The organism is Bacillus cereus group sp. RP37, from assembly GCF_040459695.1.
GTDB lineage: Bacteria > Bacillota > Bacilli > Bacillales > Bacillaceae_G > Bacillus_A.
Genome location: NZ_JARVHP010000001.1, coordinates 4,703,630 through 4,725,629 on the forward strand (window position 1 = coordinate 4,703,630; position 22,000 = coordinate 4,725,629).

Sequence of the window (22,000 nt, forward strand, 5' to 3'; positions counted from 1 at the left end):
TCCTTACTTCGTTGTATTTCGTTCTATAATTTCAATCGGTAAACGATAGTGTTTCTCTTCTAATGCGTTCCCTTCCATCTGCTCTAATAACAGCTCTGTTGCAATTTTCCCCATTTCATAAATTGGCTGTGCAACAGTTGTAATAGATGGATACATCATTTCTGTTAAAGAAATTCCATCGAATCCGATAATTTGTAAATCATCTGGAATAGAAATCCCCTTTTGAAGTGCAGCCTTTACAATACCTATTGCAATTAAATCATTCCCTGCAACAATTCCATCAATATGTGGGTATTCTTCTAATAATTCCACCGCTACACGCTCACTATTAGCTGGATCAAATGTACTCTCTGCAATCATATAAGAAAGATTATTTTTCGTAATAACGTCTACAAAACCTTCAAAACGTTCATTCGCTGTACTCACATCACGTGGTCCACGAATATGTGCAATATGTTTGCAACCTTTGTCTAATAATAACTTTGTAGCAGCCTGACTTCCCGCATAGTTATCTGCATATACAGTAGGAATACGCTCATTAAACATACGGTCAATCGCAACGACTGGTACTGACAAATTCATGTAATTAACACTATTTTGTGGATTTGTGGCTACAATAAATCCATCCACATTATTTTGCCTAAGTACATCAATATATTGCTTTTCTTTCTCTAAACTCTCATCAGAGTTACAAAGTACAACTGTGTATCCTTGCTTATGCGCAACATCTTCTACGGCACGTGCAACTTCTGGAAAGAATGGATTCACGATATTTGGAACAACTAAGCCAATTAAACGAGATTTTTTATTATACAGTGAACGCGCTACTGTACTAGGTTTATAATCTAGCATCTCAATCGCTCGTTCTACTTTCTTTAATGTATCTTCATGAACATATCCATTTTTATTTAACACTCTGGAAACGGTCGCAACAGATACTCCCGCTAATTTTGCAACGTCTTTAATCGTACTCATTCTCTTCCCTCTCCATTCCATGTAACCGTTTACAGAAAATAATATAACGTATTTCTAGAAATACGTCAATCATTTCTCACAAAAAAGCTTTTAAGGTTATACTCAAAAAAAAGCACCGCCATAAGGCGATGCTTTTTCATTACGAATATGATACCGTTTGTTCTTTTTCCTGTGCAGCAGGCTCTTCAGCGCCTTTTTTACGATCTGATAGTTTAATCTTCTGTAAGAAAATCGTAAAGATGGCACCCACTACTATGAATACTAATCCTGTTAAGAATACAGTATGAAGCGAGTCTACTAAAGAGTTTTTCAAAATTGGTACAATGCTGTTAGCGAATGCTTCTGGCATTTGTTTTAATGCCTCTGGACTAAATAACATCGAATATACACCTTGTGGATCTGTATGAATCATATCTTTAAATTTTGTTACCATTTGTCCCGCTTCTTTCGGGAATGTATCTAATACAGGTACTAAATTCTTTGTTAATGTTGTACCTGAAGTATTATTCATGATTGATCCTAAAATTGTAATACCAAATGTTCCCCCGATTTGACGGAAGAACTGACTTGATGATGTTACGACACCAAGATCTTTTTTCGGGAAGCTTTCTTGTAACGCTAATGTTAATGTTGGCATTACAAGACCCATTCCTAAACCGATAACCATCATATAAGAAGTAGCAGTTAGTTTAGTTGTGTGCATATCCATCGTTGTTAATAACCAGAATCCTCCAGCCATAATAAGCATTCCTGTAATAATTTGTGGTTTTACACCAACTTTTAATACAAGTTGCCCGCCGATAATACTCATCACAATCATTGTAATCATCATTGGCGTCATAATTGTACCTGATTCAGCAGCACTTACTCCTACAATTCCTTGCATGAAGAATGGTACGAACATAATAGCACCGAACATTCCAATACTCATAAAGAATCCAATCGCATTTAGTAATGTAAATGTGCGATTTTTAAAGAAATGCATCGGTAAAATTGGTTCTTCTGCTTTCGTCTCAACGATAATAAAGCTAACGATACCAATTACAGCTAATGCAAATAACCCGATAATTTGCCAAGAATCCCATGGGTAATCTTTTCCACCAAACGTTAATGCAAGTAATAAACTTACAACACCGAGAATCATCGTAAAGATTCCAGCGATATCAATTTTAATTGGTCCCGTTTGTTTATGTGATTTTAATCCCATTGCGATAAAGATTGTTGCTAAAATACCAACTGGTAAGTTAATGTAAAATACCCATCTCCAGTTCACTGCGTCTACAATCCAACCACCAACTTGTGGTCCAATTACAGAAGCAAGACCGTATAACGCACCAAAAATACCTTGCCATTTCGCACGTTCTTTTCCCGTGAACATGTCTCCAATAATAATCATAGCCATTGGCATCATAATACCGCCACCAAGACCTTGAATACCACGGAAAATGATTAATTCTGTCATACCATTTGCCATACCACATAACGCCGAACCAACCATAAAGATAACTAGCCCTGTTATATATACGTTACGACGACCAAGTAAATCCGCTAATTTACCTGCAATTGGTACAACTGTCGTTGATGTTAACATATAAGCTGTTGTTAACCACGTCATTAAGCTTAATCCGCCTAGTTCACCGACGATACGCGGCATTGCTGTACCAACAATTGTTCCATCTAATGCAGCAAATAGCATCGCGATTATTAAACCGATTAACAGCAACTTTCTATTTATATTTTCTTGTTGCTCCATGTAATCTCCTCAATTCCTCTTAGTTATTCTCTTTTTTCTCTTGTGTCCCGCAAATAATTGTTTCTAACTTCTCAAAAAGACGTAATAAATCTTCTCTTTCTTGTAACTCTAAGTGTGAAAAATATTTTGCAATATGCTCATTACGAGCAGTCATTGCCTCTTCTACTCTAGCTTTCCCCTTTTTTGTTAACTCAATGACGACAACACGACGGTCATCTTTGTCGTGATAGCGTTCTACAAGCTCTTGATCAATTAGACGATCGATCATCACTGTAATTGCACTAGGCTTTACATACATCTTTTTTGCTAATTTTGTCGCTCTTGAAGCTCCATAATGATCTAAAATCTTTAAAATATAAAACTGTGGTGGTGTAAGTCCTGTTGCTTGCATTTGTTCTAATAACTCTGTCTGCATTTTCTTTCCAATCGAAAAGGCAAGAGCTTGAATTTTATCGATATGCGTCATATCATTTGGCATGTTATCCACCTCTTATTTAAACAATAAAATATTTAACGTATTTAAATATTAATCCCGCGAACAAAATCCGTCAACACTTTTTATTTATAAAAACGTTTACATTTTTGTCACAAAGTTGTATAATTTTCGTCGAAGTTAATATTGACAGTCACGGAGAATCGGAGTACAAGGCTATGAATCATAAAAAAGGGAACTTTTTTATATTTCATGGCCTTTTTATATTCTTCTGAACCACAACACTTCGAATTAATTAGGGGAGGATTTTCATTTTATGTTTTTCACACAATTATTTAAACCTGCGCCCCACGCGGAACGCTTACCAGCTGATCGCGTTGATAGCGAATACCGTAAATTACGTTTACAAGTATTCTTAGGTATCTTCATCGGGTATGCAGGTTACTACTTTGTTCGAAAAAACTTTTCACTAGCAATGCCATACTTAATCGAACAAGGCTTTAGTAAAGGAGAACTTGGGGTTATCCTTTCAGCAGTATCTATCGCTTACGGATTAAGTAAATTTCTTATGGGTATCGTATCCGACCGTTGTAATCCTCGCTACTTTTTAGCAGCTGGGCTATTTTTATCAGGTATCATTAATATTATTTTCGGCTCATTTTCTTTCATTACAACGAGCATCATACTTATGTTTGTCCTTCAGTTTTTAAATGGATGGGTACAAGGTATGGGCTGGCCTCCTTGTGGCCGTACGATGGTTCACTGGTTCTCTATTAGTGAACGTGGTACAAAAATGTCTATTTGGAACGTCGCTCATAACGTCGGCGGCGCACTTATGCCTTCACTCGTTACATTAGGCCTATATTTCTTTGCAAATGACTGGAAGAGTATTTTTTACTTCCCAGGTATTCTTTCAATTTTAGTTGGTATTTATGTGTTAATTACGATGAGAGATACACCTCAATCTTGCGGATTACCTTCTATAGAGGAACATACTGGGGAATATCCATCAGATGAAAAAGTAAAAGATCGAGAACGTGAACTTTCAGTAAAAGAAATTTTATTTACATACGTACTAAACAATAAATTTTTATGGTACATCGCTATTGCGAACGTTTTCGTTTATTTCGTACGTTACGGCGTTGTAGACTGGGCTCCTACTTATTTAGTAGAGGAAAAAAGTTTTACTCATAGTAGCTCTCGCACAGCTTACGCTTTATATGAATGGGCTGGTATTCCAGGTACACTTCTTTGCGGATGGATGAGTGATAAACTGTTTAAAGGGCGCCGCGCACCTGCTGGTATTTTATTTATGGTCGGTGTATTCATTGCCGTTCTCGTTTATTGGCTAAATCCTGCCGGTCACCCAATCATTGATAGTATCGCACTTGTTTCCATTGGATTTTTAATTTATGGGCCTGTTATGTTAATCGGCCTACACGCACTAGACTTAGCACCGAAAAAAGCTGCTGGAACTGCAGCTGGTTTAACTGGGTTCTTTGGTTACCTAGGTGGCGCTACTTTTGCTAGCGCAGCTATGGGCTTTATTGTAGACGCATTTGGATGGGATGGCGGATTCATTTTACTCCTTGCTTCTTGTGTGCTCGCAATGTTCTTCCTTGCCCTTACTTTAAACACAGGATCTGCAAAACAAAAACAAGCTTAAGTACTAATATTATTCTTATCAAAAAAAGAGAGACTGTTCTTTCCAGAACACCTCTCTTTTTTCTACATATAAATCTTTTTTCTTACAAAAGATTTATTCTCCTCTTTTTATATGTTAGCGTTTTCAACTAACTTCAATCCCCTATATAACAGCATTCAATCTCTGTATAAAAAGATTTTTGAATATTTTCTCAACTTATGCTTGTCAAACATTGTCAATTTATATTAAAATAACAACAACATACAAAATATTTAGTCTTTTCAGAAAAGATGGAGGGATAGCCATGAAGAATCCACTTCTTCGCATTGAAAACTTACAGACTTCCTTTCGCATACAAGATCACTATCATGCAGCAGTTGATAATGTTTCGTTAACTGTCCATGAAAATGAAATTGTCGCGATAGTTGGTGAATCGGGTTGCGGAAAAAGTGCACTTGCCCTTTCTATTATGCGACTGCATAATGAAGCAAATACAAAATTACAAGGGCAGCTTAACTATAGAGATAAGGATTTACTAACTATGTCGACCGCAGAAATGAATAAAGTACGCGGATCAAACATCGGTATGATTTTCCAAGAACCTCTTACAGCACTCGATCCTCTTATGACAGTTGGAAAACAAATCGAAGAAAACTTAGACTACCACACAAGCCTTTCAAAAGCAGAAAAGAAAGAACGCACCTTAGAACTACTCCATCAAGTTGGTATTCCAAAACCAGAACTTACATATAAACAATACCCACATGAATTATCTGGCGGAATGAGACAAAGAATTGTTATCGCAATTGCAATTGCTTGTAACCCAGCACTCATTATTGCGGATGAGCCAACAACGGCACTTGACGTAACCATCCAAGCACAAATTTTAGACTTACTAAAGTCTATTCAAGAACAAACAAAAATGGGCATCATTTTAATTACACATGATTTAAGTGTTGTTGCAGAAACAGCTAATCGTATCGTCGTTATGTACGCTGGACAAGTTGTAGAGACAGGAAAAGTTGAAGAGATTTTTAACAACCCTCTTCATCCATATACTCGTTCTCTATTAAACTCAATTCCATCTGCATATGCTGAAAAAGAAAAATTACATGTAATTCAAGGCGTGGTTCCTTCATTAGCGAAGCTTCCTCGTACAGGCTGCCGCTTCCAAGCTAGAATTCCATGGATTAGACCTGATCAACACGAGGAAAATCCAATTTTACATGAAGTAAAACCAGACCATTGGGTACGTTGCACTTGCTACAAGCATTTCAACTTCCAAGATAAGAAAGGAGATGACGTAACTCATGGCACTGCTTAAAGTAGAAGATTTAAAAGTACATTTCCCAATTAAAGGTGGTTTCTTCGGCCGCACATTAGATTACGTGCGTGCTGTCGATGGTGTAAGTTTTGAATTACAACCGGGTGAAACATACGGAATCGTTGGTGAGTCAGGAAGTGGCAAATCAACAACGGGTAAAGCAATTATGCATTTAACGAAAGCAACAGAGGGTAGCATTCATTTTAATAATAGAGATTTAACAAAGTTAAGTCGCTCTGAGCTACGTGAACAAAGAAAAGATATTCAAATGATTTTCCAAGATCCGTATTCATCATTAAATCCGAAGAAACGTGTTCTCGACATTATTGCTGAGCCACTTCGAAATTTTGAGAAACTCTCACCTGATGAAGAACGTAGAGCAGTTCAAGAATATCTTGATAAAGTTGGTCTAAATCCAGAGTCAATTTATAAATATCCACATGAATTTTCCGGTGGGCAAAGGCAGCGGATTGGTATTGCACGCGCTCTTACATTAAAACCGAAGCTTATTATTGCTGATGAGCCAGTATCTGCGCTTGACGTGTCTGTACAGGCACAAGTATTAAACTTCTTGCAAGATTTACAAGCTGAGCTCGGACTAACATACTTATTCATTAGTCATGATTTAGGTGTCATTCGTCATATGTGTGACCGCATCGGTGTTATGTACCGCGGACGAATTGTCGAAGAAGCAACTAGTACAGAAATTTATAATAATCCGCAACATATTTATACGAAACGCCTAATATCAGCCATTCCTGATATTCGTCCTGAAAACAGAGAACAACAACGTAAGCTCCGTCAACAAGTAAGCTCTGAGTATGAGAAATCATACGAAAATTATTTCAATGAAAACGGTCGGGCTTATGACTTAAAAGCAATCTCGCCAACGCACCGGGTGGCATTACCATAAGGGAGTGATAAAACATGTGGAAGTTTATATTACGGAGATTTTTAGTAATGATCCCGCAATTATTCGTGTTAAGTGTACTTGTCTTTCTACTAGCTAAAGCAATGCCAGGCGATGCCTTAACTGGCAAAGCAATGAATCCAAAAGCGGATCCAAAAGTGATTGAAGAACAACGTGAAAAGCTTGGATTAAATGACCCAGTTACAACACAATATGTTCGCTGGATTAAAAATGCAGTTCAAGGTGACTTCGGTATTTCCTATGCACACAAAATGAAAGTAACCGAGTTAATTGGAGAACGACTTGGAAATACAGTATCTTTAGCACTTGTCATTCTTATTCTTACTTATTTAATTGCCATACCACTGGGAGTTATAAGTGGGCGGTGGAATGATACATGGGCTGATCGACTCATTACCATTTACAACTATCTAGGTTTTGCTACGCCACTATTTATATTTGCACTCGTTATGCTCTTCCTATTCGGATTTAAGTTTGCAATATTCCCAACCGGCGGTAGCGTAGATCCTCAAGTTGCAACAGGTACATTTGCTTACTATTTAAGCAAATTGAATCACATGCTACTACCAGCTTTATCCGGAGCATTAATTGCAACAGTTGGTACTGTTCAATATTTACGAAGCGAAATTATTGATACGAAACATAAAGATTTTGTGCGTACAGTAAGAGCAAAAGGTGTTCCAGAATCAAAAATCTATTCTAGACATATTTTACGAAATTCATTCTTACCAATTGCAGCCTTCTTAGGCTATGAAATTACAGGATTAGTTGGCGGTGCCATCTTTTTAGAAAGTATTTTTAGCTATCCAGGAATTGGACAACTATTTATACAATCTATCTCTCAACGTGATTTTAGTGTAATAACTGCACTCGTTATGTTTACTGGATTTGCAACGTTACTTGGAACTCTTCTTTCAGATATTATTCTAAGCATCGTCGATCCACGTATTCGTATTGATTAATGGAGGTGAAGAAACATTATGTTAGCAAAACCCGAAAAACAAACTGAAGTTATTCATTACGAAAAAAGCCCTTCCGGTTTCTCTATTATGTGGCGAGAACTTCGTAAAGATAAATTAGCAATGTTTTCACTTTTTTTCCTAGCAATCTTATTACTAGCAGTCTACGCAACATCTTTTATTATGAAACAAGAAGATATTGTACGAGTTGATTTATTCGCTATTTATGCTCCTCCCTCTGCTGAACATTGGTTAGGAACAGATTACGGAGGACGCGATATTTTCGGTCAACTTATTATTGGTACACGTAACTCATTTACAATTGGATTAGCAATTACTATTCTTTCTTGTTTAATTGGTCTTTCAATTGGATTAATTGCCGGTTATTTCGGAGGAACTATTGATAATATCATTATGCGCGTTATCGACTTTGTTATGGTTTTACCATTTTTAATGCTTGTAATTGTATTTATTACACTTGTTCCTACGTTCAATATTTTCACTTTCATTTTAATTATGAGCGTGTTCTTATGGACAGGAAAAGCTAGATTAATTCGCTCAAAAGTATTAACTGAAAAAGAACTCGATTATGTCTCTGCATCTAAAACTTTAGGAACACCAAACTGGAGAATCATTCTTTTCCAAGTACTACCTAACTTAAGTTCAATTATCATTGTTAGCGTTACATTAAATCTTGCTGGAAACATCGGTATTGAATCTGGTCTAACTTTCTTAGGATTTGGTCTACCAGAAAGTACACCAAGCCTTGGTACACTTGTTAGTTATGCTAGAAATCCAGATGTATTACAAGAGAAATGGTGGATTTGGTTACCCGCATCAATCATGATTTTAACATTGATGCTGTGTATAAATTTTATTGGTCAAGCGCTACGTCGTTCGGCCGACGCAAGACAAAGAAAAGGATAAGGGGTGGAAGAAATGACAAATAAGCCAAAGTTTTTCAAAGTATTAAGTACACTTGCGGTTTCAACATTACTACTTTCAGCATGTGGGGGCAGTGGTGGTAGTGAAAAAACGAGCAGTACAAAAAAAGTAGATACAAATAAATTTAGTGCATCTGTTAAAAATGATAAAAAGGAAATTAAAGATGGTTCATTAACATATGGTCTTGTTTCTAACACACCATTTGAAGGTCTTTTGAACTTCGCTGTATATGAAGGGGATCCTGATAACCAAGTCATTACAATTTTCGATGAATCTTTATTATCAAATGACGAAAACTGGGAATACACGAATGATGGTGCTGCTACATATGAAATTTCTAAAGATAAAAAGACAATTACACTAAAAATCAAAGATAATGTAAAATGGCATGATGGAAACCCTGTTACTGCTGAAGATTTAGAATACTCTTATCTAGTGATTGGTAGTAAAAAATATGCCGGTTCTCGCTATGACACTCAAATGCAAATGATTGAAGGTATGGAAGATTACCACAATGGAAAAGCCGAAAAAATTTCAGGTATTAAGGTAACGGATCCGAAAACAATCTCGATTACATTTAAAACACCGAACCCTTCAGTGAAAACTGGGCTTTGGACATACCCTCTTCATAAGAAATATTTAGGAGATGTACCAATTGAAAAATTAGCGGAATCTGACAAAATCCGTAAAAATCCAATTGGTTTCGGACCTTTTAAAGTGAAGAAAATTACGCCAGGAGAATCTGTTGAATTTGAACGTTTTGATGATTATTATGGTGGAAAACCAAAACTGAAAAGTATGGTTTTAAAAGTTGTTAACCCTTCCGTTGTTAACGCGTCCTTAAAAAATGGTGATATTGACATTGCTGAAGTAAGTGCAGATCAGTATCCAAATGTAAGTAAATTAAAAAATGCACAATTAGTCGGTAAAACCGATTTATACTATAGCTATATCGGTTTTAAATTAGGCCATATGGATAAAGAAAAAGAAGAAGTAGTGATGGATAAGGAGAAATTTAAAGATGTTCGTGTACGTCAAGCAATGGCGTATGCTATTGATCGAAAAGAAATTGGTGAAAAATTATATCACGGCCTACGTTATCCGGCTAACTCACCAATCCCACCATCTCTACCAAAATATCATAACAATAAAGCTGGTGCCTATGATAAAGATGTAGAGAAAGCTAAAAAATTATTAGATGAAGCTGGCTATAAAGATACGAACGGAGATGGATTCCGTGAAGATCCGAATGGTAAAGAATTTAAAGCTAATTTCTTATCAATGAGTGGTAGCGATGTAAGTGAACCACTTGCAAAATTCTTTATTCAATCTTGGAAAGACATCGGCCTAAAAGTAGAGCTTCTTGATGGTCGCTTACATGAATTTAACTCATTCTACGATATGATTAAAAAAGATGATCCAAAAGTTGATCTTTTCGCGGCAGCTTGGGGAACTGGATCTGACCCAGACCCTTCTGGTATTTGGGCTAAAGATGCAGCATTCAATTACCCACGTTGGGCTACTGACAAAAACACAGAATTATTAAAACAAGGTATTTCTCCAGAAGCTGCTGATGAGAAGTACCGTAAAGATGTCTACGACAAATGGCAAAAATTAGTTCATGATGAAGTACCATTAATTCCACTTCATTATAAATTTGACTTAAAAGGTGTAAATAATCGCGTAAAAGATTATAAATATACACCAGAAGATCAATACAAGTGGGGCAAAGTTAGCGTAACAAGCGATAAAGCAGAAACAGAGAAATAAGAAAATAGCTCCTGGCACTGAGATATATGCCGGGAGCTATTTTTTATTTATAATCCTTCTCTTGCTATTTATAACAACCAATTCCTTCCCTACTCTAAGATTAAAAGATTTGATGAATCATCTTTATTACAACAGCTAACGTAACAGATGCCGCAAATCCCCCTAAACAAATTAAGCTTACCCCTTGACTATATGATAAATTTTGAAATGATTTCATTGCTTCCATCCTCCCTATCTCCCCTTTGATACTCTTATTTTACCAATGGGAAAAATTTCATAACATCGATTTTTCTGACAACAAACTTACAAATTTGTAAGTTAATATTTTTTAAAACTTATATATCTAGTATGCCCACCCACTCTCCCTTTATACGGCAAAAAAGACCCCGAATTATATCAAGGTCTTAGTTACGTTCTATTTCGTTTTACTTTATTATCATCACCGGACATTTCACACGCTTTGCTATTTTATGACTGACACTACCAAGCACCATTTCTTGTAATGTATTTAATCCTCTGCTTCCAGCAATAACAAGATCTATATCTCCTGTATTCACATACTGAACAATCGTATCTCCAGGATCTCCATGTAATATCGTAATTTTATAAGAAATGTTCTCTTTCTTTAATAAACCTTCAATCTCTTTTAATTTATCTTTTCGACTAGCCGATATTGTTTCTAAATCTGTTTGGCCTTGTATAATATCTGATTTTGCCGTTCTATTATCTACTACGTACACAACTTCAACATTTGTTTCTTCGCTACATTTCGCAATATATGTTGCATGTTCCGCTGCTCGAAGTGCATGTTCAGAACCGTCACATGCTAATATAATTTGTTTGTACATATGCTGAATCCCCTTTTCGTTATCCTACTCGTATTATATAATAAAGCCCCCTAAAAAGGAGGCTTCTAACTTGCAATTCTTTTATTATAAGTAGCTAAATTTGAAATAATTTTCGAGCTTCGTTCATTTAATCCCGTTATACTTACTTTCGCGCCACTTTGTTCATACTTCATGATAACTTTATCAATTGCGGCTACTGCTGAATCATCCCATACGTGTGCGTGGGTAAAATTCAACTCAATTTCTTTTACATCTTCCTCAAATGAAAAATTATTTATAAAATCCGCCATAGATGCAAAGAAAAGTTGACCATGAATTTCGTATATTTTCTTATTTTCAATATATAAATGTTTCACGTGAATCTTTGCCATATTGAATGCAAATAAAACCGCACTACTTACTGTTCCGATAATTACACCTAATGCTAAATTATGTGTAATTAAGACAATCACAACTGTTACGATCATAACAAATGCGTTTCCTTTCGGTACTTTATGAATCGTTGTTACAGAGTTCCAATCAAATGTTCCGATTGAAACCATAATCATAACTGCAACTAAAGCTGCCATCGGAATATGAACAACATAATCACCTAAAACGAATAGTAATACGATTAAAAACCCGCCCGCTACAAATGTTGATAATCGTCCGCGTCCACCTGATTTAATATTAATAACAGATTGACCAATCATTGCACATCCTGCCATTCCTCCGAAGAATCCAGCGACAATGTTTGCAATACCTTGACCGCGTGCTTCTTTATGTTTATTACTTTCCGTATGCGTCATATCATCTAAAACTGAAGCTGTTAATAATGACTCTAATAAACCGATAATTGCAAGCATAACTGCATACGGTAAAATAATTCCTAATGTCTCAAGTGTAAAAGGCACGTCAGGAATGCTAAAGAACGGTAATTCTTTCGGCAGGCTTCCCATATCTCCTACTGTTTTCAACTGTAATCCGCTCATAAGTGCAATACTTGTCACAATAATAATGGAAATAAGTGTAGACGGGACAGCCGTCGTAATACGTGGAAATACATATATAATTACAAGTCCTAATGCGACAAGTGCATACATTTGCCAAGTTGCATTTTTAAAATGTGGCAATTGCGCTGTAAAAACTAAAATTCCAAGTGAATTTAAAAAACCACTCATAACAGATTTCGGAACAAACTTCATAAATGAGCTCAGTTTGAACACACCAAAAATAATTTGGACAATACCTGTTAATATTGTTGTAGCAAATAAATATTGCAAACCGTGATCTTTAACAAGCGTTACCATTAGTAATGCCATCGCACCTGTTGCAGCTGAAATCATCCCAGTTCTTCCGCCAACAAATGAAATGGTAACTGCAATACAGAAGGCTGCGTATAACCCAACGGTCGGATCCACACCTGCAATAACAGAGAAAGCAATCGCTTCAGGGATTAACGCTAAAGCAACAACAATTCCTGATAGTACGTCCCCTCTCACATTGGAGAACCAATCATTTTTTATCGTTTGAAACAAAATACCACTCCTCTACTCTTTTATCCCGCTATTTGCCGGGCAGTAAGACCCCCACCTCAAAATTCAGCGGAAGCAAAGAAGTTAGGTGGGGATCAACTGCCCATAAAAGCCCGATTGGTTCAACTAATAATCAGTGGGGGATGAACAAAACCCCCCACTGATTAAAGTTTCACTTTATCATTTAATTTTCTCCATAAGAAAATCTAAGCCGACTGCACGAAGGCTATTATATAACGAGTAGAGGATTTTGCGCTATGTAAAAGTTTCCTAAAAAAAGACGCTACCTTCATAGCGTCTTTTCTCATTTCATTAATGTCCACCGTGCCCTTGGCCACTTTCCTGAACAATCTCTAACCTCTCATCCAATATACCTTGTGTTTCAAATGAAATATCACTCTTACTTCCTAATAAGAAGCCGTGGTTATATGGTCCCAGCGTTGGGTCATCTTTAAACTTCGGCTGAATACTAGCAAGGAATTCATACACTGGTTGTGAAGCTTTCCCTTCTTCTAACAATACAACAGGTGCGTGTTTACCCATATGTGAAAATGGTGCCCCTGCAACTGCTAAGTCTGGTGTTTTGCTTGAAACAAATGATAAACCGTGACCTGGTTTTGTAAACCCCCATCCAAATTTTGTTTTTTCATCTTTAAATTTCGCAAATGCAATAGAATTCTCTACTGGAGTCTCTCCACTAATACGCGTTACTTTCCCGTATTTACTTAACTCTTTTTCTACTTCTTTTGAAACGATTTTTTCTGGTCCTAGTAAATATATATTTGCTTTATCTTTTCTCATCTTTAATGCCACTATCGTCGCTTCTGGCACTTTATTTTTTTCTGTATAGAGTAATGGTTCTGGCATATGAGAAATCCAGTTTACAGCCGGTGTTGTATATAAACGCCCTTCTTCTTCCGATGAACCGATAATAACACTATTTGGATAACTTCCTGTTATATCGGCATATTCTTTATCCACATCTTTAGCAAATGTAGCTGGATCCGTTTCTTTTATTTGCTTTACTTGATAATCTTTTAATTGCTCAAGGATTGATGCACCTACATCCCCCATCACCATAATTTGTGTTCCATCTTTCGTTCCGAGCGGATTTAATCGTTTTATTTCTTTTAACGTCATTTCGGGTACCTTTTCTTTTTCTATAAATAAAATCGGCCCGTTATTCGGATGGTGAATAAGATCCGCACTTGCAATACCTAATTGCCACTCGTTTACTGGTACTAAAATAACAGCGCCTGGCTGATTCTCTTTATGCGTTGCTGGCCATATCGTTTGCGAAGTTAATACTGCCATTTGCATAGGGTCATTTGTATTTAATCTCGTTACATTTTTTAAACTCGTCGTTAATACATCATTCGATGCCCCCTTATTCATTTCTTTCGGTGCACTTACCTCCTGCTTCATTTTCATTTTCATTTCCTTTTGCTCTGTTTTCTTCTCTTCTTTAGATTCATGATTTTTATGATCTGTGTTCGTTTGCCCACACGCCGCAAGACCAGCCGCCGCAATTATTGTTATCCCTAAAATTCGGGTCATCTTTTTCACTATACCGCCTCCGTATGAATCGTTTTCGAGCCAATATGATTACCTAAATTAGAATTTCACCTTTACAATAACAAGCAATTCTGAAGAAATTATGCAGATGCATTATAATCTGCACCATTTCTTCATGATTTTGACTTACAATTTAAATAATAACTACAAATGCGGAGGTACTCTATGGTCGATATACTACTCGTAGATGATGAGCCGAGAATGCTTGAATTATTAACACTTTATCTTACTCCAATCGGATACAACTGCGTATGTGCAGTATCCGGTGAAGAAGCTATTTCACATATAGAAAATCGAAACTTCAAGTTTGTTTTACTTGATATTATGATGCCAAAGATGGACGGATGGGAAACGTGCAAAAGAATTCGATCATTTAGTAACGTTCCTATCATTATGGTAACTGCTCGTGATCAAACGGTAGATGTCATCCAAGGATTAAAACTTGGCGCAGATGATTACGTGACGAAACCGTTCCATGAAGAGGAGCTTTTCGCAAGAATTGAAGCTGTTTTAAGGCGAACGAATCAACACGCACAAATCCAATATCACGGCATTTTATGGGATGAGGCAAAGCATTTCGCTTCTGTCCATAATGAAGAACTTCTTCTCACTCCAATCGAATTCTCTTTACTCGGATTATTTTTACGTCATGTGAACTACGTATTAAGCCGCGATCAGCTCATTGAACGAATTTGGGGATTAAATACAAATACAGAAGATAGAACAGTCGATTCACATATTCGTAATTTGCGTGATAAATTACGAAAAGTAAATTTTCCTATTGATCATCATTTAAAAACTGTTTACGGAGTCGGGTATCGATGGATTGATACTCTAGATTAAGGAGCAAAACGATGAAGCGAATATCTATTCAACTCGGATTTTATTTTTTAATTGTTACACTTTTAATCGAAAGTGTTCTATTTGTCTTGCTTTATTATAGCCTTGTCAACAATAGAGTAAATGAAGAAATGACAGCTTTATTAAAGCGCGGAAATAGTCACCGAGATGTCCTTGAAAAGTATTTTGATAAGCAAACAATCTCCCATGTTGCCCTAATGGAATCCGAAGCTGAAACCACTGTTGTTATTACAAATGCAAATAAGGATGTACTAGCTAAATCCAATGAAATAAATACTACTATAAAAAAGCATATTGAAAAGATGCAAACACGGACAGATCATGAGGGAGCAATTATAGAGAATCATTGGAAAACATCTAATTATATATGTACAATTAGCCCAATTATAGTGGCAGGAAAAACAGAAGGCTACGTATATATGTTTCTCGGAACGGAATCAATCGAGGAAATGGTTAACGGGCTAACAAGACAATTCATTATTGCTGGAGTCATTACTTTTCTATTAACAGCCATCACCATCTTTCTATTATCACGGTTGTTAACAAAACCATTGTTACACATGAAACATGCCACTGAAAAAATGAGTAAAGGCGACTTATCTGTTTCATTAACAACTACTCGAAATGATGAAATCGGTGAACTAGCATCATCAATTCAAACGCTCGCAAATGATTTACATTATATGAAAACAGAGCGAAGTGAATTTCTAGCAAGTGTTGCTCACGAATTACGAACACCGTTAACATACGTAAGAGGTTATGCTGACATTGCTTTAAAAGAAACCACATCTCCTGAGCAACGTTTGCGATATTTATCTATTATAAAAGATGAGTCTGATTACATTACAAACTTAGTTCAAGATTTATTTTCACTTGCACAAATAGAACAACATAACTTCTCTATTCAAGTAAAAGAAGTACATTTACACACCTTCCTTACTCGCATAGCCAAAAAAGTAAACGCCATGTATAAAGAAAGACATATTAAAGTTTCCTTCTTTTGTCCTCCTACACTGGTAGTAAGCTTAGATGAGCAGCGATTTGAACAAGTTATAGTGAACATTTTAAATAACGCTTATAGACATTCAAACGAACATTCTCATATAAACATTTCTGTTACAGAAGAAAATAAACGTATTTCCATTACAATTGAAGATGAAGGTGAAGGTATTCCGCCTGAAGACCTCCCTCACATTTTCGACCGCTTTTATCGAGTTGATAAAGCTAGATCACGCGCTACAGGGGGATCTGGTTTAGGACTATCTATCGTGAAAGAAATTGTAGAACTACACGGCGGGAATATTACTGTAACGAGCGAAGTCGATCATGGGTCTTGTTTTATCATTTCATTATCATCTATATAGAAATACAACTATCATTAATTAACCTATAAAATTACATCATAATTGACATATGAAAACGCCCAGAGCAGAAAAAACTCTGAGCGTCTTTTATTGTCTTATTAAATTAAATTCTCCTTTAACTTAAATAAAATTAAAGACAAAACTTAAATAAATTTCTAAACATATTCATTTCACACTCTTTATTCTAAAAAGAATCTTTAATTCTACTTAAAGTAACACACTTTATATTTGTAATGGTTTATAAGCCAATGCTTTATCTATAATTTCTCTGGCAGTTAATTCTTCATCACTCCAGAAAATATAATCACTTATTTTAGGGTCAATAACAGACGATTTAACCATGTCCAACCAAATTGCCAGCTCCCATTCTTCTCCTTCTGTATCCATAAGTTTTTGAACCAAGGTAACTAACTCTTCTCTATTTAACTCTCCTAACTTTATATTTTTATGATTAATAGCTCTTTTTACAATGTATTCTGCACCGTAGTCAGCAAAAAATAATTCTTTTGCACGTGGATAAGGAACACTCTTTTCAAATACAGTCAGTTTATGTTCAAAATCTTCTCCAAAATCTTGTAGCTCTTGAATTTCTAAAACTAATTTTAATAGTTTCTTTTCATCCAATTCCTCACTCCCTTTATTCAAGACAACCACCTCAGTAATCTAATTACATTTCTTCATAATTTCCATATTCATTTCAACATAAAATTACAATTTCCCTTTTGAATTATCGAAATTAATATGTTATCTGTTATCCCTTATGTTAATTGATATGTTAAAGACATATAAATATTGATATAACTAGGAAGAAGAATAGACCAAATCAGATGTGATTTGGTCTATTCATTGGTAGGTTATTCATTTTACCTCATAATATAAATTTACAAATTGCCCAAAACGTTTCGTATCCGTCAAAGTTAAATTAATTTCTGGATTCTTTTCTTTAAATAATGGAACACCAGAGCCTAATATATGCGGTGTAATCGTAACAACATATTCATCAATTAGATTATTCTTAAAGAATTCTCTCAGTAGCTCTCCTCCACCAACCATCCATATTTTAGATCCTTCTTGTGCTTTTAACCTTTTTGTAAACTCCACTACATCTTCATTTACAAACTCTACGTTTCTGTCTGAACCTTTTTCTGAACGAGAAAAAACATAACATGTTTTATCTAAGTACGGGAATGTTTCCGTATGCTCTACTACATAATCGTACGTTTTCTTTCCCATAATTATTGTATCAATCGTTTCGTACATTTCTGTATAACCGTTATCTCCCTCTCCTTCCGTTTCCATTAACCACTCTAAATCATCATTTTCTTTCGCAATATATCCATCTAAGCTCGCCGCAATAAATAAAACTATTTCACGTGACATATTTTTTCCTCCTTATATCTCATCTTGATAACATATGATGTAAACAATATACTAACAATAAAACATGACACTTTATGTCATGTTAAAAAGAAAAAGGTGATACATTTGTCAAAAGCTAAACGCTTATTAGATATTCTTATATTTGCTTCTGCCAAAAAGACATTTACAGCTCAAGAAATAGCTGATGAATTTAATATTTCCGTTCGTACGGTTCATAGATACATTTTAGATTTAAGTGATATGGGATTACCCATTTATGCTGAACAAGGTCGTAATGGAGGATATAAAGTATTAACAAATAGGGTCATTCCACCTATCTTATTTACGGAAGAAGAAGCGGTCTCCATCTTTTTTGCCTTTCAATCTTTAAGCTACTACCGAGACCTGCCTTTTAATACAGAGATCAATTCTGTTACACATAAACTGTATAGCTCTCTACAACATGATGCGAAGACGAAAGTTGATAAAATACGTTCTTATATCGCTTTTTGGAATCCAAAGAGAACAATTGATACACCTCTTTTAAACGAAGTATTAACAGCCGCTATTGAAAATAAAAATTTACACTTTCAATACGAATCTAAAACAGGAATAAATACAAAACACGTTCACCCTATCGGTGTATATGCTCATGACGGGCTATGGTACTTACCATCCTATGACTTCAGTAGAAAAAAAGTATTACTGTATCGCGTTGATCGTATTCTTTCTATATTATCAACAGAAGAAAATGAAAGTACGTTCATGAATTTAGAAGAATGGTTTGACTCTAGCTCTAACGTCATAAACATTCCTACCCAGTTACATGTCTTATTAACGACAGAAGGTGTGCGCCAATGTAAAAGCGTTCCTTACCTTGAAGAATTAGTGGTAGGAAACGAAGACGGGACAGGATATATACATTCAACAATTGATAAAGGTGAAATCAATTTTATTACCCCTTTATTTTATAGACTTGGAAAAGATGCACGAGTTTTAGAGCCAAAAGAATTGATAGATAGTTTACGTATACGTGCGAAAGAAGTTTTACATATGTATGAAGACGAAAAAAGCTGCTAGATATAAGCAGCTTTTTGTTTATTTGTTCCTATTGTTTTGACTGTTGACGAATATCAATCCACCAACGATATGACGCATTCATATTTTCAGTACTTCCATTCCCTCTGTAATGGAAAGCATCCAAAAAGATTGAATCTAGTTTATCTTCATCTACAAAATAACCTAAGTTAACTTTTACCGTTTCTCCTGGTCGGATACTGCCAATATTGTAGAAGCTTTTCCCATCTCCGTGAGGCTCTAAATAATCAACTTCTCCCGTCATAATACGCGTTGCTTCCATTCCCTCTTCTTTAGCGTATTTCCATGCATTCCCTTCAAATTTAAGCTGCTTTATGGATGGATGCATATAGATTTCTTCTGTCGCCTGTTTACCAATATTTCTCACTGTAGTTGTCAAGTAGACAAATTTAACATTAACTAATTGCGAATCTACTAATGTATCAATTGAATCTTTACCATTCCCTAATTTATATACATCCCGTCTGTACGATAGCAGTTTTCCCGTCTGATCTAAAGCCTTCTTCTTGCTTAATATCCCTAGGCCAAGTTCATTAAAGTTCTCTTGTTTAAAATCTTTAATCGAATCAAAAACTTCAACTTTTTCTATCACATATTCAATTTGGCTGTTATCCATAGATATCGTTACTGGAACCTTTTGCCCTATATGAAATAGTCGTTTGCTATCTTTTTTCAAAGGAATCACTTTAGGTTTTTTAGGTTCATCTGCTTGGCTAAAATACTTTTTATCATAATTTGATATATGTGATGCCTTTTCTTTTGACGTGGGCTCAAGTGAAATATTCCCTAAGACATCTATCATTTGTTCTTCATTTATATCTGATCCAATAAAGCTTTCTAACATAATCCCTTCTTTCTCAAAAAAGAGAAAAACCTTCCTATCAAACATTACATTGTTGTTTCCAGTTTCTTTATGAACAATTACTGCTTTCTTGCCACCTATCTCTTTTTCTTTGTAGCTTTTTGAATATAAAGTTTGAAAGTCCGCATTTTCCCCTACTCTCCAAAGACTAAATGAAAAGCCTCCATTTGCGTCGTTATCTTTAAATGAATATTTCATAGCACTGTCATCAATTGCTTCCATATTTTCTGGCAATTTACCAATCTTCAACTTATACCACTTGTCACTCTTTTTCGAGTCATTGTTTGTTACTGAAACATTTACTTCGTAATTTTGTTTTTGGACAATCATATTATAGACTTTCACTGCCCCAAAAACGGTTGTCGGCATGCCAATCAATAAGCAAGCAGCAGCGATTAACATACGATGTTTTTTACGCTTTTTCTGCGGTTGTCCATCTTTCAGCTTCATTTCCTCCATAAACAATTTCTTTTTGTGCATATATGTATGTGAAAATTCATGCTGTTCTTCGAGTTTATCAAAATCATCTAAAGCAATTTTTTCAGCAAGTTCATATATTTCTTTGGAGTTCTTTGAATTCGTCATGTTGTATACCTCCTATCATATTTTGAACTCGTTTTCGAGCGCGTTCAAACTGCTTACGGACATTGGCCTCCGTTATCCCCATGACACCTGAAATTTCTTGATACGTTAAGTTATAGAAGACTTTGTACTTAAACACCTGTCTGTTCGATTCATTTAACTCTTTTAGCAATGTATCAATTTGAACCTCAGACATTTTACGTTTTTCCCAATCTTCAATATTTTCATCTACTGCTTCTGTTGATTCTCTTTCATATTCTTCTAAGAATGTTTCATGTCGTTTATTTTTCCGATAACTATCAATCGCCTTGTTTTTCGCGACCCTCAAAATGTAGCGTTTAAGCTCTTCAGTGCTCAAGCTATGGAGCTTTTCCAAGTTCTTATAAAGAGTAATAAACGTCTCTTGAACCGCATCTTCAGCCTGCTGAATATTATTTAAAATAGAATAAGCCACATAATAAATTTTTTGTTCGTACAACTCATATAGCTCTTCCATCTTTTTATAATCGTTGTTTGTAACTTTCATATAATTCCTCCTCTCACTCTATATAACGAATGAGCGCTATACTTTGTGACACTGCAAAATCTTTTTATAGATAAAATTTAATAATAGAATAAATAAAAGCCCAATTTCTCTATTGTAACTGAGAAATTGAGCTTTTTGTTTATTGTAATTTTCCTGACTGCCCCGTTAAAAACAACTCTCTTACGCCTTTTCAGTAAGCAGCATTTGCTCTATCGCTTCTTTTAACAAATTCTTTGTCTCTTCCAAGTTATAATTCTTCTTTTCTCCTAGCTGTACCGTATAAAACTCAGCAAACGAGCGCTCTTTATATCTTGGTACGACATGCATATGGTAATGTGTTAACTCGTTAAAGATTCCACCATTTTGGCAAATTGTAATTCCGTCAGGCTTATATAATGCCTTAATCGATTTTGCAATCAGCTTAGAAGCATCCATAATGGATTTTGCTACAACATCATCTAATTCGTCTACTTCTACAACATGTTGCTTTGGCACAATTAAAGTATGTCCTGGATAGAAAGGTTCATGATCTAAAAAACATGTTACATAGTCATCTTCATATATTTTATATATAATTTCTTCTTCGTTGGCTAATTTACACCCTAAACATTCCATCATATTTCCCCCTTTATTAAAAACATAAAAACGTGAGAGCCGTATTCTCACGTTTTTATGT

General features: G+C 35.4%; 21 protein-coding genes. 9 read left to right on the plus strand and 12 right to left on the minus strand.

All coding sequences use genetic code 11. From position 1 onward, the window contains the following. Positions 1-3: 3 nt before the first annotated feature. From rbsR to QCI44_RS24920, 3 genes are all read right to left on the minus strand, one after another. On the minus strand, positions 4-975 hold the full coding sequence (gene rbsR / locus QCI44_RS24910) for a ribose operon transcriptional repressor RbsR (protein WP_016133621.1): 972 nt from the start codon (positions 973-975) through the stop codon (positions 4-6). Between the two features lie 139 nt (positions 976-1,114). Beyond that, complete coding sequence (locus QCI44_RS24915) at positions 1,115-2,728, minus strand: MDR family MFS transporter (protein WP_353811492.1); 1,614 nt, start codon at positions 2,726-2,728, stop codon at positions 1,115-1,117. Positions 2,729-2,747: 19 nt separating this feature from the next. Further along, positions 2,748-3,206, minus strand: a complete 459-nt coding sequence (locus QCI44_RS24920; protein WP_016089296.1) for a MarR family winged helix-turn-helix transcriptional regulator — start codon at positions 3,204-3,206, stop codon at positions 2,748-2,750. 271 nt (positions 3,207-3,477) lie between these two features. On the opposite strand from QCI44_RS24920, the gene glpT reads away from it, so the two are divergent. The 6 genes from glpT to opp4A all read left to right on the plus strand — a co-directional run bounded on the left by glpT (position 3,478) and on the right by opp4A (position 10,735). Then, the gene (gene glpT / locus QCI44_RS24925; protein ID WP_016089297.1) at positions 3,478-4,827 is read left to right on the plus strand and encodes a glycerol-3-phosphate transporter; all 1,350 of its coding nucleotides are present in this window, start codon (positions 3,478-3,480) and stop codon (positions 4,825-4,827) included. Positions 4,828-5,110: 283 nt separating this feature from the next. Beyond that, on the plus strand, positions 5,111-6,130 hold the full coding sequence (locus QCI44_RS24930) for an ABC transporter ATP-binding protein (RefSeq protein ID WP_098986088.1): 1,020 nt from the start codon (positions 5,111-5,113) through the stop codon (positions 6,128-6,130). Continuing rightward, positions 6,117-7,043 (plus strand): ABC transporter ATP-binding protein, encoded by a 927-nt coding sequence (locus QCI44_RS24935; protein WP_098986089.1) that lies wholly within the window; start codon positions 6,117-6,119, stop codon positions 7,041-7,043. The genes QCI44_RS24930 and QCI44_RS24935 overlap by 14 nt, the downstream gene beginning before the upstream one ends. A gap of 14 nt (positions 7,044-7,057) precedes the next feature. Continuing rightward, positions 7,058-8,023, plus strand: coding sequence for an oligopeptide ABC transporter permease (gene opp4B / locus QCI44_RS24940; protein ID WP_033659623.1), 966 nt, complete (start codon positions 7,058-7,060; stop codon positions 8,021-8,023). Positions 8,024-8,041: 18 nt separating this feature from the next. Further along, a complete protein-coding gene (locus tag QCI44_RS24945; RefSeq protein WP_016133620.1) occupies positions 8,042-8,947 on the plus strand; it encodes an ABC transporter permease in 906 nt (301 codons plus the stop codon). 12 nt (positions 8,948-8,959) lie between these two features. Then, complete coding sequence (opp4A, locus tag QCI44_RS24950; protein WP_016089302.1) at positions 8,960-10,735, plus strand: oligopeptide ABC transporter substrate-binding protein; 1,776 nt, start codon at positions 8,960-8,962, stop codon at positions 10,733-10,735. Positions 10,736-10,835: 100 nt separating this feature from the next. On the opposite strand, the gene QCI44_RS24955 is transcribed toward opp4A, so the two are convergent. The 4 genes from QCI44_RS24955 to QCI44_RS24970 all read right to left on the minus strand — a co-directional run bounded on the left by QCI44_RS24955 (position 10,836) and on the right by QCI44_RS24970 (position 14,663). Beyond that, the gene (locus QCI44_RS24955) at positions 10,836-10,961 is read right to left on the minus strand and encodes a DUF4027 family protein (protein WP_082181333.1); all 126 of its coding nucleotides are present in this window, start codon (positions 10,959-10,961) and stop codon (positions 10,836-10,838) included. A 199-nt stretch (positions 10,962-11,160) separates the two neighbouring features. Beyond that, positions 11,161-11,583 carry a universal stress protein gene (locus QCI44_RS24960; protein WP_000277996.1) on the minus strand — a complete coding sequence of 141 codons (423 nt, stop codon included), beginning with the start codon at positions 11,581-11,583 and terminating at the stop codon, positions 11,161-11,163. 65 nt (positions 11,584-11,648) lie between these two features. Further along, positions 11,649-13,100 (minus strand): SulP family inorganic anion transporter, encoded by a 1,452-nt coding sequence (locus QCI44_RS24965; protein ID WP_088083228.1) that lies wholly within the window; start codon positions 13,098-13,100, stop codon positions 11,649-11,651. A 309-nt stretch (positions 13,101-13,409) separates the two neighbouring features. Then, complete coding sequence (locus QCI44_RS24970; RefSeq protein WP_098986090.1) at positions 13,410-14,663, minus strand: cell wall-binding repeat-containing protein; 1,254 nt, start codon at positions 14,661-14,663, stop codon at positions 13,410-13,412. A gap of 174 nt (positions 14,664-14,837) precedes the next feature. On the opposite strand from QCI44_RS24970, the gene QCI44_RS24975 reads away from it, so the two are divergent. Continuing rightward, positions 14,838-15,515 (plus strand): response regulator transcription factor, encoded by a 678-nt coding sequence (locus QCI44_RS24975; RefSeq protein ID WP_016133616.1) that lies wholly within the window; start codon positions 14,838-14,840, stop codon positions 15,513-15,515. Positions 15,516-15,526: 11 nt separating this feature from the next. After that, complete coding sequence (locus QCI44_RS24980) at positions 15,527-16,897, plus strand: sensor histidine kinase (RefSeq protein ID WP_098986091.1); 1,371 nt, start codon at positions 15,527-15,529, stop codon at positions 16,895-16,897. Between the two features lie 222 nt (positions 16,898-17,119). Here QCI44_RS24980 and QCI44_RS24985 read toward each other — a convergent pair whose 3' ends face one another. Continuing rightward, positions 17,120-17,542: a hypothetical protein gene (locus QCI44_RS24985; protein WP_001032608.1), complete on the minus strand. Its 423-nt coding sequence runs from the start codon at positions 17,540-17,542 to the stop codon at positions 17,120-17,122. A 213-nt stretch (positions 17,543-17,755) separates the two neighbouring features. Then, positions 17,756-18,277, minus strand: coding sequence for a dihydrofolate reductase family protein (locus QCI44_RS24990; RefSeq protein WP_016133614.1), 522 nt, complete (start codon positions 18,275-18,277; stop codon positions 17,756-17,758). Positions 18,278-18,382: 105 nt separating this feature from the next. Here QCI44_RS24990 and QCI44_RS24995 point away from each other — a divergent pair, with 105 nt between their 5' ends. Next, on the plus strand, positions 18,383-19,336 hold the full coding sequence (locus QCI44_RS24995; RefSeq protein WP_098986092.1) for a helix-turn-helix transcriptional regulator: 954 nt from the start codon (positions 18,383-18,385) through the stop codon (positions 19,334-19,336). Positions 19,337-19,364: 28 nt separating this feature from the next. Here QCI44_RS24995 and QCI44_RS25000 read toward each other — a convergent pair whose 3' ends face one another. The 3 genes from QCI44_RS25000 to QCI44_RS25010 form a co-directional block, all read right to left on the minus strand. Then, positions 19,365-20,801 (minus strand): DUF4367 domain-containing protein, encoded by a 1,437-nt coding sequence (locus QCI44_RS25000; RefSeq protein WP_098986093.1) that lies wholly within the window; start codon positions 20,799-20,801, stop codon positions 19,365-19,367. After that, positions 20,767-21,324, minus strand: coding sequence for an RNA polymerase sigma factor (locus tag QCI44_RS25005; RefSeq protein WP_016133611.1), 558 nt, complete (start codon positions 21,322-21,324; stop codon positions 20,767-20,769). Before QCI44_RS25005 ends, QCI44_RS25000 begins: the two co-directional genes overlap by 35 nt. 180 nt (positions 21,325-21,504) lie before the next feature. Next, positions 21,505-21,939, minus strand: coding sequence for an HIT family protein (locus tag QCI44_RS25010; RefSeq protein WP_000388965.1), 435 nt, complete (start codon positions 21,937-21,939; stop codon positions 21,505-21,507). Positions 21,940-22,000 lie beyond the last annotated feature (61 nt).